Below are 14,225 nucleotides of genomic sequence, written 5' to 3'. Positions count from 1 at the left end.
TGAAAAATGCGCAGTAAGACGATTTATAAGCTCCTGGGGTCACTTGTTGTGTTGTTAGCTATAGTTAGCAACCTAAAAGCGCAAGACCACTTAATCGGTCCAACGTTAAGCTACCAGTTTCAAAAAGGGAGTATAATAAAAACTGGTGCTTATTTCGCATTTCCTTTTACAGGAGATCATATTCTCCGAGCCGATGCCACAGCCAACTTTACTTGGACACAAAGGAAGTTTGCCGTGATACCTGAGGCTGCAGTAACGTATTATCCTCAAACATATGTCTTAACTCCCTTTGTTCGTGCAGAGCTTACTCCGTATACCTTTACGCCCAAAGTTGGAGCGAGTTTGGCCACATTGGTGGATATTGACTTTGGTTATGGATTTTCCATCAATGAAAAAAAAGATTACAACCCCATAAAGGGGTTTGCGGTGTCTCTTCGATTTAGTATTCCGTTAAATTATCGAATCAATATGTAGCTTTGATTAATGGATCCAACATCTGCTTGGTTTACCTTCCAAAAGCTAAACTTGACAGGACCATTTTTTATGATAGTCTATTTCGCTTGCAAAGTAATTGTGCTAAAGCACTTTTATGAAACGACTAGACTAATTGTCAAGCCAGTTTTTGAAGGCCGTGACTTTCTCCCTTGAAACAATAAGCTCATCCGATTCATAATGCTTAAGGTATATTTTCAACCGGGCATTAGAATGTACGGCAATATTCTTGATGGCATCAAATTGAACAATCGTGCTTCGGTTGATCCTAAAGAAATCTTTAGGAGATAGTTGTGGCATCAGCGCATCCAATGTTTGGTCCAAAAGATAAATCCCATTTTCATTTGTGTAGAGGTAGGTACCCTTATTTTCGCTGTAAATACATTCGATTTGCTGAGTAGTCACTACTTTTAGGTTTTGGCCTAGTTTGATGGTAAAGCGTTCCTTATATGTTTGGACAGTGTTTCTAAATAAAGCTTCAAAAGATGCCAGATCGAATTGTGGCTTTGGGTTCCTAAATTGGCGGAATTTTTCAATTGCGTTTTCCAATTCTTCATCTTCAATTGGCTTCAGGAGGTAATCGATGCTATTTTGTTTAAATGCCCGTAACATATATTCATCGTATGCGGTGGTAAAAATAATGGCCGAACTGGGCTTCACCTGCTCAAGGATGTCAAATGAAATCCCATCGGCGAGCTGAATATCCAAGAACAATAGGTCAGGTTCGGTATTTGACATAAACCATTCGATAGATTCTTCTACAGTCTGCAGTACAGCAACTACCGTGTAGCCGAGGTTCTCCAGTTTTCTTTGAAGTAGTCTAGCTGATGGGAGTTCGTCTTCTATAATTACTATTTTCATTGTTTTTTTGCATGCTTATCGATCATCAGACCGTTTTATTGTTTAATGTGTCGAGCATCGTTGTGCCTATGCTATTAGTTTTGCTGCGATTACCGCTCGTATGTTTATTTTAAGAACAAGTTACTTTTAAGAGACTATTTCATTGATGATGGGCAGTCCGACAGAAAATAATATATCGCTTTCCTGAATATGCACAGGTCGATTGGAGAGGATAGCATAACGTTCTTGAATATTTCTTAAACCAATTCCCGAGCGACCGTGGAGTACTTTCTTCTTTTGGAGGTTGTTTTCAACATAGAGATAATCGTTCTTTCGATAGATCTTCAATAAAAGAGGTTTTTTAAGCGAAATAACGTTGTGTTTGATCACGTTTTCAATAAGTAACTGAAGTGAAAGCGGTAAGATAAAGCCTATATGTTGCTCCGCATTAATCTGTAAATCGATCTGAATGCCCTCTTCGAACCGCAGACTCAAAAGATTTAAATAAGCTTTGGAAAACGCGAGCTCGTCCTGTAATGAAACAAGGCTTTTATCTTTCTGCTCCAGTACATAACGATAAATTTTAGAAAGATCAGTCGTAAACATGCTCGCCTTTTTGGGACTTTCATCAATTAATCCATTCAATACATTCAGGCTGTTAAACAAAAAGTGTGGATCTAATTGATTCTTCAGGGACTCAAATTGGGCCGTTATTTGTTCTTTCTCCTGTTGTGTCTCTTTTATCTGATAATCTCTAAACCGCTTGTAAAAGTGAAAGCCAAAAAACACGATAGAGATAAATAATGCGATAACAACGGTTTGGAAATAATAAGCAACATGTTGCTGAGATACAAAGTCATGAAATCTTACCATGAAACTTTTATTTCCATGGAATAAGCTGGAGAAAAATGCATTGACAGTAAATATCACCATGATAGTGAGTGTGATATTACAAGTAAAGAAAAGGACCATTTTCCTTCCTAAATCTTTTGCCTGTGGGTATTTTGCTGATACCCATTTTGCTAAATAATCATTGCCCAAAAAAAGGAAAAAACCATATAGTATTCCTTTTTGCATGCTTGGATGAAGGATAATTGCCTTCCAAGAAGTGTCTTTATATTCAAGTTTTGCGACGAGAACAAAATACATGCTAAGGGCTAGGCTTGAAAGAAATGCCCTGATAATGGATTTTAAATATGGTCCTTTCACGAAAACTATTATTTACATTCTTTTATCAACTGTTCTGCCCGATCTTTGCCCCATGAAGGTGCAAATGGTGTAGTAATTTTCTCTTCACCGAATAAAGATAGTGCTTTCTTGACATCCTCACATTCTTTGTTGGTATCCTGGTTGAAATATTTTTTTGCGTTTATTTGGAATTCCGCTAATCCCAATACCGCACGTGGATTATTTGGCGCAAGGGTGATGGCTTTTTTATATAGACCTATAATCTTAGGTGAAAGCTCTTTGGCTTTTGTCATCGGATCTGTAATCATCAATGCCGTTTGGTTCATCGCTCTCAGCACAAGCCATTCTGAATTATTGTCCTGGGCGCTATTGCTTAGTATTTCTTCTGCAGACTGTATATATTTTGCTTGTGCCTCTTTATTTTTCTCCCTGAAGGATGCTGTTGTCAGTACCATGGCCTGATAATAGGCAGGAATCCAATTGTCCTTTTCTGCCTGTGAAATACGTTCTAAAAGAGCGGCCGCTTTCTGCGTCTCACCCGATTGCCATAGGCTCATGGCTTGTCCCATACTTTTTTCAAAATTGCTTTGTGCAAATGTGCTGCCGCTTATAAGGCAGATGAGAGTGATAATAAATGATTTCATGATCTATCGTTTTTAGTATTAAATATTTTTCTAAGTTATTGCTGTTGTGTTTGATGTATGTGATATTGAATGTTATTGAAGTTGGTAATCCTTTTCTGCAAACAGAAATAATTCTGGATGGACCGACGTATTTCGATGATGAGTTGATGTTTATTATAGATTGTCCAATTGATTGTCTTTTTCATTTTTACTGATTGTCCAAAAATAGCCTAGAAATACAAAGCGTTTGGCAGTAGGGACAATCGGTCTACGGTCGTAGATTCCTTGTGAATTTGGCCGGTCTGCATATTGATACCCATAGATTGGGCTAGCGCCAAGAACATTACTGACGGAGAAATGGATAATTTTTTGCTGGCTGTAAAGAAACGACCAACTCATAGACAGGCTATTGTAGCCTTTTGTACGGCCATTCATGAATACTGTTTGGTTGGGATCATTGTAATTTCTGCCGGATACAAACGAATTTGTCAAACTGAGCTGTGAACGTAGGCTTGATAGCCAGTATTTTCCAACGATATAGAAACTGTGTTTGTAAACATAAGGGGGAGTGACTGTCGTCGGATAATTCGCTTCATTTCTCTTACTGTCTGTATAGGAATATGAAATCCAGTATTGGAGGTTTTTGATGCTACTGCTGTTTTTATAAAATAAGTCAAAGCCTTTGACCTTACCGCTTCCGTTATTGTCATATTGGCTGTCATATTTTGGAGTTATACTGTTGTATTTTGCCAAATTGTTATATTCTTTGTGATAGGCTTCTAAGCGAAGTAAGTGCCCTCCACGCGAATAGAAATAATTTGCGATATAATGATTGGCCTCCATCCAGTCAAGTTGTGGAGCATATTTTAATAGCGGTGTTGGCGCCTGCTGATGGAAGTTCCCGTAAGCAAGTGATAGCTGCGTATATTTATTTAATGCATAGCCCAGCGAAGCCCTCGGTTCTAACGTGCTCTTCGCCTGCAAATTGGAGGAAGTTTCTCGTAAGCCGATCTTTCCGATTAAGTTCGGGAAGATGCCGAAGGTAGTTTCCGTAAATACAGCGGTCATCTTGCTATGATAACCATAGCTATAGCCAAGGGTTTGCCGGTGATATTCTTCTTGATAATTCGTGTCGAAATATTCTATTCCTCCGATACTTTTAATCTTATTGTTCCAGCTCTTACTTAGCGTTCCTTTTACGTGAAGACTCTTTTCTTCATTAGGGAGGTAAACGTCATCGTAATGCAGCTTATCGGTCAGGTAGCCTAGGCCAATACCAGACTGGAGTGTCCATCGGTTCCCCAAATTCTGACTGTAGCTGATGTTGGCGTAGGCATTGTTGGATTTCTTTTTCAATGGGACGGGTTGCTCATAATTGATGTCCGCTTGGTAAAGTCCCATATTTTCGAAATTGTAAGCCCCATAAATATTTAGAAAACCTTCTTTAAACTGATGGCGATAGATCATTTCTCCAGAAGCGTTTTCATAGGGTTTCGTCCATTTTATATCTGGTGTAATAATTTTGGAATAGGGTTTTAAGTTTGTATAACTGCTGTTGAAGGTGAGGGAGTTTTTGCCCCATTGTAAGGTATGTCCTAGCCCTAATCCAACGGAAGATAGCGAAAGCTCTGTTTTGGGCTGCTCTATGGTATTTTCGGTGTTTAGCGCTAGAATGCTGGACAGCGCATTACCAAATTCTGAATAATAGCCGCCTGTAGAGAAATTCACGCCTTTAAAGAGCATGGGCGAAAACCTGCCCCTTACAGGAACCTCGTTTGGTGTTGCGGTGTAGGGTTGGGCTACTCTGATTCCATTGATGTAGGTCTGTGTTTCGGAAGCATCTCCACCGTGAACCATAAGACGTCCATTCTCTCCCCCAACCTGTGCTCCGGGCAATGTTGCCAGTGCGCTGATGATGTTTCCCATACTGCCTGCCGTAGTGACAATATCCAATGGACTCATTACCGTGTTTTTTCCGGAGCTATTGGCTTGTAGTACCCCTGCCTGAATCGTGACTTCCTGTAAGCGATTCTCACTTTCTTGCATTTGAATAATCAGCAATTCTTTTTGAGGTAGCTGGATAGGCCTGTGATATGTTGGGAGGCCCACAACAGACGCTTTAATGATTTTAGTACCTTGCTCACTGGTCTCAAACACGAAATTTCCAAGCGAATCAGTGGTGCCACCATCATAGGTGCCTTCAATATAAACATTGGCTAAATATATAGGTTTGCCGTTTTTGCCCAGCACTTTCCCTTTCAAGATGGACTGCGCCGATACGATGGTAATACTTAAAAATAGTAAGGTTAATAACAGCTTCATTTTTCTTTAATTTTATTCAAATATCAGCGGGTGTAAGTGTTCCTGCGAAAAAGAGTGGATGGAATGTCAAAATATCATGACGAATTGCAGGATTCCAACTTTATGCTGTAAATTGATATCGAAAAACAAAATTTCCTCCATAAATAAGTTCCGCAATGGAACATGGAGAACGCGAAAAATTGCTTTTATATGCGACGTACTTATAGCGGATATAAAAGTCATTTTACTTTCGTTTGATATTGAAATTAAGAGTTTAAAATTAAGTCAGTAAAAATGCGAATAACCATTTTAGATGACTATCAAGACGCTGTCCGAAAGTTGGACTGTTTCAAAATTCTTGATGGTCACGATGTCCAAATATTGAAACAGTCCTATTCAGATCCGGCTTTACTGGCCGAAAAATTGAGCGATACGGAAGCGCTAGTGCTCATCAGAGAACGGACGCGAATTACAGAAGACCTGTTGTCTCAGCTTCCCAAGCTAAAGTTAATTAGCCAGACGGGCAAAATTTCAAACCATTTGGATTTGGCTGTTTGTAGCCGTTTCCATGTGGCTGTTGCTGAAAGTATGGGCTCTCCTGTTGCTCCGGCTGAATTGACCTGGCTTTTGATCATGAATGCCCTCCGTGGTTTACCTAAGGCTCTTTCAGATATGGACAAAGGCCTCTGGCAAACGAACATAGGAGATTGTGTCGCCGGGAAAACAATAGGGATATGGAGCTATGGAAAAATAGGGAAGCGAATAGCGCAATATGCAAAGGCTTTTGGTGCACAAGTAATTGTTTGGGGAAGCGAAAATTCCCGAGAGGAAGCTGTAAGAGACGGCTTTTTAGCTGCTGCCAGTAAATCCGATTTTTTTCATTTTTCAGATGTTGTTACTTTACACCTGAGGTTAGTGCCTGAGACGCGAGGTGTCGTAAAGCTCGAAGATCTCCGGTCTATGAAGCCGACAGCGCTTTTTGTCAATACCTCTCGTGCTGAGTTGGTTGAAGAGGGGGCACTATTGACCGCGCTCGAGACGGGTGTTCCGGGGATGGCTGCGGTAGATGTCTATGAGTCCGAACCAATCTTTGACCCGAACTATCCATTATTGCAGCTGCCAAATGTACTTTGTACGCCACATATTGGCTATGTGGAGAAAAATGGTTACGAACAATTATTTAGACTTGCTTTTGAGAATATTGTAGCCTTTTCCGGGGGCGATCCACAGCATATCGCTAACCCCGAAGTTTTGACCCACTAATTAAATGAATCGGCTATACATAGATGAATAATTTTACGCATTTAGAACAACCAACAGGTCGCGTTATTGTGGTCGGCGGTAAGGAATATCTTTTTTTTGGTGGAACTTCCTATCTAGGGCTGGCAACAGATAAAGCATATACTTCTATTTTCATAGAAGGTATACAGCGCTATGGTATCAACAACGGCACTTCACGAAATAATAATGTGCAACAGGCCATATTTGATCAAGCCGAAGAATATGCAGCAAAGCGTTTTGGTTTTGAAGCAAGCCTGTTGCTCTCCAGTGGATATCTGGCAACGCAATTTCTTGTAAGAACCTTGGCAACCGAAGGAGAAGTATTGTATGCTCCCGCTTGTCACCCTTCTTTATGGCTAGATAAGAAGCCCGTCGCAACTGGGCATTTTGTTGAGTGGGCCAATGCAGCGATCGAGTATATCAATCATTCTGCCCAAACATCATTTATCATCGTTAGCAACAGCTTGGACAATATGCGGCCAGAATTGTACGATTTCACTGTTTTCAATCGTATTGATCCGGACAAAAAGATTATACTGCTCTTAGACGATTCTCACGGAATAGGAGTTTTGCGCAAGAATAGCATTTCATTGGACAAAAGTATTTTTCAGCAAACTAATATCGAACTGATCGTCGTCGCATCCTTGGCAAAAGGCCTGGCAACAGATGCTGGATTGATTTTGGCCGATGGGGAACGGATCAAGTATCTCAAGCGATCAAACTTTTATACAGGGGCTTCTCCAAGTTCACCAGCGAGCTTATATGCATTTGTTCATGGAGAGCAGATCTATCTACAGCAATTCGAAAAGCTGCAGGATAATATTGATTCCTTCAAAGCACATATGGAGTCTGGATTAAACGCTGTTGCTGATTTTCCGGTCTTTTCTTCAATGGATACGGGCCTTTATGCGAGGCTGATGAATGCTGGAATACTGGTTTCAAGTTTTCCTTATCCCCTCGCTACAGACCCCCTATTAAATCGGATTGTGGTAAACGCGCACCATACCAAAGCAGATTTGGACCAGCTGAGTCATGCAATTGGCATATATTGATTTTTATATGACAAGTAATAAGTCAACATCTTGTAAATTAGATAATTGTTTTTATTTTTGAGGTCTATTTAATGGTTGGTTGGACGCAATGTCTCGTTAATTGATTGTAAATGTTTGGCTTTTGGAAGCTTATTTATCAAAAAAGTATTTAAATAATTTCCATTACTCATTTTAAAACAATACTTTTGCATCCCCAAACATTAGTTGGCTTAAGGGTTGAAAAATAAATAATTACAGTAAAATAGATATGACTAAAGCAGAAATTATTGCAGAAATCTCTACCAAAACTGGCTTAGAGAAGGTAGATGTTCAAGAAACCGTAGAGGCGTTCTTTAAAGTTGTCAAAAACGCAATGATCGGAGGAGAAAATGTATATGTAAGAGGTTTTGGTAGCTTCGTAGTCAAAAAAAGAGCTGAGAAGACTGCAAGAAACATTTCAAAAAATACAGCAATCATTATCCCTGAACACTTTGTTCCTAGTTTCAAGCCAGCTAAAATTTTCGTAGAGAAAGTAAAGAATGGCAATAAATAATCTTTAAAGTAGATTAAAATGGCAAAAACCAAACAGATAATAGTAATAGGATCAGTAGTAGCCTTGGTTGCTGTGCTTTTAGCACAGCCTATTAAAGGTTTGGTGAACAAAGAAAAACAAACTGCTGCAGCATCTGAGTCGAAGCCTTCCAATGAAGTAAATTTGGAAAATATATCTTCGATGACAAAACAAGGTTTAGATGCTAGTTTAGTCAAAGAAATTTCCGATATTGAGGGCCAAGTTGCAAAAGCTTCTGGAGAGGATAAGATAAAGCTGTTGCAACAGTTGGCAAATAAGTGGGATGATGTCGCAAAACCAGCCCCTCAGGCTTTCATCTATGAGGAAATGGCAAAGGTTTCACCGAAGTTTGAATATTGGTTGAAAGCAGGTAATGCTTATCGTGCCGCTTATACAAATTTGCAAGATTCTACTTTAGCCCAAGCGTTAAATCAAAATGCTATTCATGCATATGAGGCTGCGTTAAAAGCGAATACAAGTAGTTTGGATGCAAAAACAGGATTGGGTGCCGCAATGGTATCAGGAACGAACAACCCTATGGCAGGTATTGCCTTATTGCGAGAAGTCGTTGCTGCCGATCCTAAAAACTTAGAAGCAAACAAAACTTTGGGATTGTTTTCATTACAATCCCGTCAGTTTGACAAAGCCATCGAGCGTTTTAAGACCGTTATCGATCAAAAACCCGATGCTGAGTCATACTTTTACTTAGCCACAGGCTATGAAAATATTGGGATGAAAAAGGAAGCCGTTACAGCTTTTCAAAAAAGTAAGGAACTGGCAGCCGATCCTTCCCTATCACAATTCATCGATCGAAAGATCGCGGAATTGAGCAAGTAATTAATTTATTATTTTATAATCATTAAAAAATTTAGCTATGCCAAGCGGAAAAAAAAGAAAAAGACACAAGATGGCTACTCACAAACGTAAAAAACGTTTAAGAAAAAATAGACACAAGAAAAAATAGTCTTGTGATAAGCTTTTAAACATCTTGGCCCATTTTGCTGAGATAGCTTTACGAAACGATCTACATGTCTGTGAAGGGGATGTAGATTGTTTTTTTCGTAACAACGTTCTTTAAATGTTTAATCGGATACCCAAGATTGCGATAGGATATTGCATAGGTATCAAAAATGAGTAGCTTTTGGTAAAGGAATTAATTATCGATTCAACTCCTGATAAAGGGGTAACTATTGCTTTACTACAAGATAAGCAGCTTGTTGAACTTAACCGCGAGCCCGCAAATAATAACTTCGCCGTTGGGGATATCTATCTCGGACGTATTAAGCGAATTATGCCTGGGCTTAATGCAGCTTTCGTAGATGTAGGCTACGAAAAGGATGCTTTTCTACATTATTTAGATCTGGGTCCTCAAGTTCAATCTTTGCTAAAGCTTACGCGTATAGTGAAGAATGGCAGTTATCAAGAGAAACTGCTCAATAGTTTAAAACTTGAAAAGGATATCGATAAAGCTGGTAAGATCTCTGATGTCTTAAGCAAAAATATGCTCGTGCCAGTACAAATCGCCAAAGAACCCATTTCAACAAAAGGACCGCGTCTGAGCTCAGACCTTTCGATAGCGGGTCGTTTTGTCGTTTTGGTACCTTTCTCAAGTACTGTTTCCATTTCCAAGCGTATCAAAGGTAGTAATGAACGCAACCGCCTAAAAAAGATTGTCGAAGGAATTAAGCCAGCTAATTTTGGCGTTATCATTCGCACAGTTTCCGAGGGTAAGGGTGTTGAAGAACTACAACGTGACTTATTGGACCTGATCTCAAAATGGGAGCTATTTACCAAACGTCTTCGTAATGCTGAACCGCCTCAAAAGGTTCTTGGCGAAATGGATCGTGCATCCACTATTCTACGAGATATTTTGACAGACGAGTTTTCGCATATTTATGTTAATGATCCTTCGATCTTCGAAGAAACAAAATCATATATACACGATATATCTCCAGACTTGGAGAAAATTGTCAAACTTTATAAACATAAAGAGCCAATTTTTGATCATTTCGGAGTTGAAAAGCAAATCAAGGCAGCTTTTGGCAAAACTGTAACATTGCCGGGCGGTGCGTACCTCGTTATAGAGCATACCGAAGCCTTGCATGTCATTGATGTCAACAGTGGTAACCGTTCTGCTAATAAGGAGAATCAGGAAGACAATGCATTGCTGGTCAATATGGAAGCAGCAAAAGAAATTGCGCGTCAGCTGCGTTTGCGTGATATGGGCGGAATTGTAGTCATCGATTTTATCGATATGCATAAACCCAATCATCGAAAAGAGTTGTATACGTTCTTAAAAGAATGTATGGTAGCGGATAGAGCGAGACATACAATTTTGCCTCCAAGTAAATTTGGATTGGTTCAAATTACACGTCAGCGCGTTAGACCTGAAATGAATATCGTCACAAACGAAAAATGTCCGGCTTGTGATGGTACAGGTGAAATCCGATCAAGTATTGTCCTCATGGATGATATTGAAAATAATTTGAGCTTTATTCTTCAAGAACAGAACGAAAAGAAGGTGACCTTATGTGTTCACCCTTATATAGACGCCTACATTAAGTCTGGTTTGATTTCTAAAAGAATGAAATGGTTCATGAAGTACGGAAAATGGATTAAAGTAAATCCAATGACGTCATATTATCTAACTGAATTCCATTTCTTCAATGCGAAGGATGAAGAAATCAAGTTATAATAGAAAGAGATTAACGAAAAGGGTTAGTAGTGATACTAGCCCTTTTTTGTTTTTATATCATTGTATTATTTATACCCAATGGATAATTATGCCGTCTTTTTCCATTTTGCGGAAGTAAGTCATTTGTCTTTTGGCATAGCGATGTATTTCTGTCTCCAATTTTGTGGTAAAAGCAGGATAATCGAGCTGTCCAAGGAGATGGAGTGACGCATATTTATACTCCAAACCATAGTATTGAAGTTGCTCGTGTGTAATACCTTCTGTCAAGAGCCCGCACACTTCTTCTAAGAAGCCTTCATTCAATCGTTGTTTTAATCTTTGGCTAATGTGTTCGCGTCTGATTTCCAACGGGGGATTTAATCCGATAACTATGCTATCTACTGCTTGTTGCTGGACGATGTGATCGGGGTGATTCTCTAAAAACGCTAATATTTCTATTGCTCGGATGATACGTTTTTTGGTCGAAAGATCGATTTGAAAGTTCACAGGTCGCGTATATTCCTGAAGACGCGTTAACAGCTCCGTCTCTGGATATGCAAGTAATGACTCCTTGAAGCCTTCGATTGATGGGATCAGCGCATAGGGATTTTGTTGGATTACACTTTGAATATATAATCCTGTACCACCACACAGGATGGTATGTTTTCCCTTTTCTAGAATGGATTGTTGGGCTTGACGGAAGTCAGCAATAAAATTTCCGAGATTGTAGCGTTTTCCCGGTTCATGTATGTCGATAAGATGATAGGGAATATCTTGGTATTCCGATAGGTCTTTTCCCGTACCGATGTCCATCCTTCGATAGATTTGGCGGGAATCAGCACTGATGATTTCAGCATCAATGTGTTGGGCCAGCTGGACGGCCAGTTTCGTTTTTCCAGAAGCTGTAGGCCCTAAGATAACGATAACTTTCTCTTTTGGAACGGTTTGCTGTTCCAAAAGAGAAAGTGTATATTTTAATCTGTCTATCACAGAACAAATTTAGTCCATTTTTCTGTTCCTTCGTTATTTTTTACGACAGTATCGATAAAAGCCATGCCTCTTACGCCATCGTAAACTGTTGGAAAATCCTGTTGTTCAGCTGTAGGAGTTTTTCCTTCACGTTTGGCTGTAACTGTTGCCGCAAAATTACGGTAGATATTCGCAAATGATTCTAATAGCCCTTCAGGGTGACCCGCTGGTACACGGGTATTATGTGTTGCAAACGAACTCAACGTATATGGCGCTGCGTAAGCATTGCCTGTGCGATAAAGCTGACGAGGTTGATCAAGCATTTTGATAATTAAATTGTTCGGGTCCTCATTCGCCCATTCCAATCCACCTTTTTCACCATAGATACGGATACGAACAGCATTTTCTTCTCCGGCCGAAATTTGCGAAGCCATCAATACACCTTTAGCACCATTTTCGAAACGTAAAAGCACCGACCCATCGTCATCCAATAGACGGCCTTCAACAAATGTTGTTAGGTCTGCACATAGTTCTTGGATTTTTAAGCCCGACACATATTCCGCTAAATGCGCAGCATGGGTACCGATATCACCCATAACCAACGATTTACCCGAGCGTTTCGGATCTGCACGCCAAGCGGCTCCAGCATTACCCTCGCGTTCCGTTAAACGACTTAACCAACCTTGTGGATACTCAACAACAATCTTTCTGATCTTACCGAAGTGACCTTCTTTGACCATTGCTTTGGCTTGTTTAACCATTGGGTAGCCTGAATACGTATGGGTAAGGCACAGCGTACGACCAGTACGTTCTACCGTTTCTTGTAATTCTTTTGCTTCTTCAACAGATACTGTCATTGGTTTTTCAACGACAACATCAAAACCTTTTTCTAGCGCTAATTTAGCGGGAGCAAAATGTAAAAAATTGGGTGTTACGATCGTTACAAAATCCATGCGTTCGCCTTCGGGAAGCAAAGATTCTTTTTCGATCATCTCTTCATAGTTTAGATAGACACGCTCAGGAGCTACAAATAAGTCCTCTCCAGATTGTTTTGAAATCTGTGGATCAATACTAAATGCACCACAAACCAGTTCAATCTTGCCATCCATAAAAGCAGCAATACGGTGTACAGCGCCAATAAAGGCATCGTTTCCGCCTCCGACCATACCCATGCGAAGTTTTCTCTTCATAACATTATTATTTTTGATTATTTATTTTTCAAACTTTTACAGTGTACAATATACACAATTTAGCTTATTTTATGTATAAAATCATCTTTGTACTACCCATATTTTCTTTGGGAAAGCCTTGGGGGAGCTGCTCCCTAAGCACCTTTAATTCATCTGTATTTCGATAGGTATAGCGCTTTGTTCCTGTGATCCAAAAGTTAATCGGTGCCGTAATTTCTTTAGCAACAAACCCAATTTTTTCGAGCGAAGAGTGTTGGCTCCAATCACGATCGGTGAAAGTCATAATGTCTCCTGGCGAGAAATCGCTACAAAAAGCTTTAATTAATTTGCTTAGGCCTCCTATAACATTAATACCTGTTTTATTACAAAAGCGTAATAATTCAAATGAGCGATAGTCTTCATCTTTATCCAGCATTCGGCGTCCTCCAGAGAATACCGCGAGGGCCACAAGCTCTCCCTGTTCATAAAGGCCATAACGATACTTGCCGGGAAGAGCGGTTTGTAAATGATGTTCCACGAGGAACTGTAAACTCGTTCTTTTGTCGATCCGGGCAACTACAGTATTACGTGCGTAGATGCGTTTGTCATTTTTTGTTCTAGAAACAATGCGCCTGACGATCAAATCAAACTTTGTTATTAATTGGTCCTCATCGATATGAATGCAAGGGTCGGAAGTATCACGTCTAACGGATTTGTTATGAGGGTATAGTAAAATGTTAATTGCTAATTCCGGAGAGGATATTTGTATAAATCCATCATCCTGGCAAAGCCCTAATGGGGCTTCAAGGGCTTGCTCGAGCCTAAGCTTGAACTGTGTTGACAAATTTATAAACGAAGGATCCATAAAACAAAAGTAACTTTTATGGAAGTTTTGACGAAATATTCACTTTTAATAATTATCCGTACCTTTGTACACGAAAATATAATGGTGCTATAGCATCTCCTTGTTATAAAAGCTAAGATCAGGGGCATAAATTAGTCTGATATGATCTAAAATTTAATTGTGCTAAAAATACAAGCGGGACTAAATAACCGTTAAAAACAAACAATGTGTAATGAACTCAC

Annotated in this window: 13 protein-coding genes; 6 read left to right on the top strand and 7 right to left on the bottom strand. The window is 39.6% G+C overall.

Going from position 1 to position 14,225, the window contains the following annotated elements; all coding sequences use genetic code 11:
- The first annotated feature begins 6 nt into the window (after window positions 1-6).
- The gene (locus ACLCDV_RS25665; RefSeq protein ID WP_411972553.1) at window positions 7-474 is read left to right on the top strand and encodes a hypothetical protein; all 468 of its coding nucleotides are present in this window, start codon (window positions 7-9) and stop codon (window positions 472-474) included.
- A 129-nt stretch (window positions 475-603) separates the two neighbouring features.
- Here the strand turns inward: ACLCDV_RS25665 and ACLCDV_RS25660 are convergent, their stop codons facing one another.
- From ACLCDV_RS25660 to ACLCDV_RS25645, 4 genes are all read right to left on the bottom strand, one after another.
- Entirely contained in the window at window positions 604-1,353 is a 750-nt protein-coding gene (locus ACLCDV_RS25660) for a LytR/AlgR family response regulator transcription factor (RefSeq protein ID WP_411972552.1), read from the bottom strand.
- Window positions 1,354-1,479: 126 nt separating this feature from the next.
- Complete coding sequence (locus tag ACLCDV_RS25655; protein WP_317669041.1) at window positions 1,480-2,541, bottom strand: histidine kinase; 1,062 nt, start codon at window positions 2,539-2,541, stop codon at window positions 1,480-1,482.
- A gap of 8 nt (window positions 2,542-2,549) precedes the next feature.
- Complete coding sequence (locus ACLCDV_RS25650) at window positions 2,550-3,164, bottom strand: hypothetical protein (protein WP_333576087.1); 615 nt, start codon at window positions 3,162-3,164, stop codon at window positions 2,550-2,552.
- Between the two features lie 153 nt (window positions 3,165-3,317).
- Complete coding sequence (locus ACLCDV_RS25645; protein WP_411972551.1) at window positions 3,318-5,465, bottom strand: carboxypeptidase-like regulatory domain-containing protein; 2,148 nt, start codon at window positions 5,463-5,465, stop codon at window positions 3,318-3,320.
- A gap of 273 nt (window positions 5,466-5,738) precedes the next feature.
- On the opposite strand from ACLCDV_RS25645, the gene ACLCDV_RS25640 reads away from it, so the two are divergent.
- The 5 genes from ACLCDV_RS25640 to ACLCDV_RS25620 all read left to right on the top strand — a co-directional run bounded on the left by ACLCDV_RS25640 (window position 5,739) and on the right by ACLCDV_RS25620 (window position 11,022).
- Window positions 5,739-6,707 (top strand): D-2-hydroxyacid dehydrogenase family protein, encoded by a 969-nt coding sequence (locus tag ACLCDV_RS25640; protein ID WP_088163360.1) that lies wholly within the window; start codon window positions 5,739-5,741, stop codon window positions 6,705-6,707.
- 23 nt (window positions 6,708-6,730) lie between these two features.
- Complete coding sequence (locus ACLCDV_RS25635; RefSeq protein WP_411972550.1) at window positions 6,731-7,777, top strand: 8-amino-7-oxononanoate synthase; 1,047 nt, start codon at window positions 6,731-6,733, stop codon at window positions 7,775-7,777.
- 247 nt (window positions 7,778-8,024) lie between these two features.
- Window positions 8,025-8,309, top strand: coding sequence for an HU family DNA-binding protein (locus tag ACLCDV_RS25630; protein WP_046673299.1), 285 nt, complete (start codon window positions 8,025-8,027; stop codon window positions 8,307-8,309).
- Window positions 8,310-8,327: 18 nt separating this feature from the next.
- The gene (locus ACLCDV_RS25625; RefSeq protein WP_070562796.1) at window positions 8,328-9,164 is read left to right on the top strand and encodes a tetratricopeptide repeat protein; all 837 of its coding nucleotides are present in this window, start codon (window positions 8,328-8,330) and stop codon (window positions 9,162-9,164) included.
- 304 nt (window positions 9,165-9,468) lie between these two features.
- The gene (locus tag ACLCDV_RS25620; protein ID WP_046673301.1) at window positions 9,469-11,022 is read left to right on the top strand and encodes an Rne/Rng family ribonuclease; all 1,554 of its coding nucleotides are present in this window, start codon (window positions 9,469-9,471) and stop codon (window positions 11,020-11,022) included.
- 69 nt (window positions 11,023-11,091) lie between these two features.
- Here the strand turns inward: ACLCDV_RS25620 and miaA are convergent, their stop codons facing one another.
- The 3 genes from miaA to ACLCDV_RS25605 form a co-directional block, all read right to left on the bottom strand.
- On the bottom strand, window positions 11,092-11,991 hold the full coding sequence (gene miaA, locus ACLCDV_RS25615) for a tRNA (adenosine(37)-N6)-dimethylallyltransferase MiaA (protein WP_411972549.1): 900 nt from the start codon (window positions 11,989-11,991) through the stop codon (window positions 11,092-11,094).
- On the bottom strand, window positions 11,988-13,160 hold the full coding sequence (locus ACLCDV_RS25610; RefSeq protein WP_075990358.1) for a Gfo/Idh/MocA family protein: 1,173 nt from the start codon (window positions 13,158-13,160) through the stop codon (window positions 11,988-11,990). Before ACLCDV_RS25610 ends, miaA begins: the two co-directional genes overlap by 4 nt.
- Before the next feature lie 64 nt (window positions 13,161-13,224).
- Window positions 13,225-14,004 carry a hypothetical protein gene (locus tag ACLCDV_RS25605; RefSeq protein WP_411972548.1) on the bottom strand — a complete coding sequence of 260 codons (780 nt, stop codon included), beginning with the start codon at window positions 14,002-14,004 and terminating at the stop codon, window positions 13,225-13,227.
- Window positions 14,005-14,225 lie beyond the last annotated feature (221 nt).

Origin of the sequence: Sphingobacterium sp. Lzh-3 (assembly GCF_046764375.1) — a bacterium.
In the GTDB taxonomy this organism is placed as follows: Bacteria; Bacteroidota; Bacteroidia; order Sphingobacteriales; family Sphingobacteriaceae; genus Sphingobacterium.
Note: the sequence above shows the minus strand (reverse complement) of the source record. Positions and strands in the feature narration are given on the sequence as shown.

What these genes read in the sequence shown, in the direction of transcription:
- ACLCDV_RS25665 (WP_411972553.1), top strand. Translation starts at nt 7, where the DNA reads ATGCGCAGTAAGACGATTTATAAGCTCCTGGGGTCACTTGTTGTGTTG.
- ACLCDV_RS25660 (WP_411972552.1), bottom strand. Translation starts at nt 1,353, where the DNA reads ATGAAAATAGTAATTATAGAAGACGAACTCCCATCAGCTAGACTACTT.
- ACLCDV_RS25650 (WP_333576087.1), bottom strand. Translation starts at nt 3,164, where the DNA reads ATGAAATCATTTATTATCACTCTCATCTGCCTTATAAGCGGCAGCACA.
- ACLCDV_RS25645 (WP_411972551.1), bottom strand. Translation starts at nt 5,465, where the DNA reads ATGAAGCTGTTATTAACCTTACTATTTTTAAGTATTACCATCGTATCG.
- ACLCDV_RS25640 (WP_088163360.1), top strand. Translation starts at nt 5,739, where the DNA reads ATGCGAATAACCATTTTAGATGACTATCAAGACGCTGTCCGAAAGTTG.
- ACLCDV_RS25635 (WP_411972550.1), top strand. Translation starts at nt 6,731, where the DNA reads ATGAATAATTTTACGCATTTAGAACAACCAACAGGTCGCGTTATTGTG.
- ACLCDV_RS25630 (WP_046673299.1), top strand. Translation starts at nt 8,025, where the DNA reads ATGACTAAAGCAGAAATTATTGCAGAAATCTCTACCAAAACTGGCTTA.
- ACLCDV_RS25625 (WP_070562796.1), top strand. Translation starts at nt 8,328, where the DNA reads ATGGCAAAAACCAAACAGATAATAGTAATAGGATCAGTAGTAGCCTTG.
- ACLCDV_RS25610 (WP_075990358.1), bottom strand. Translation starts at nt 13,160, where the DNA reads ATGAAGAGAAAACTTCGCATGGGTATGGTCGGAGGCGGAAACGATGCC.
- ACLCDV_RS25605 (WP_411972548.1), bottom strand. Translation starts at nt 14,004, where the DNA reads ATGGATCCTTCGTTTATAAATTTGTCAACACAGTTCAAGCTTAGGCTC.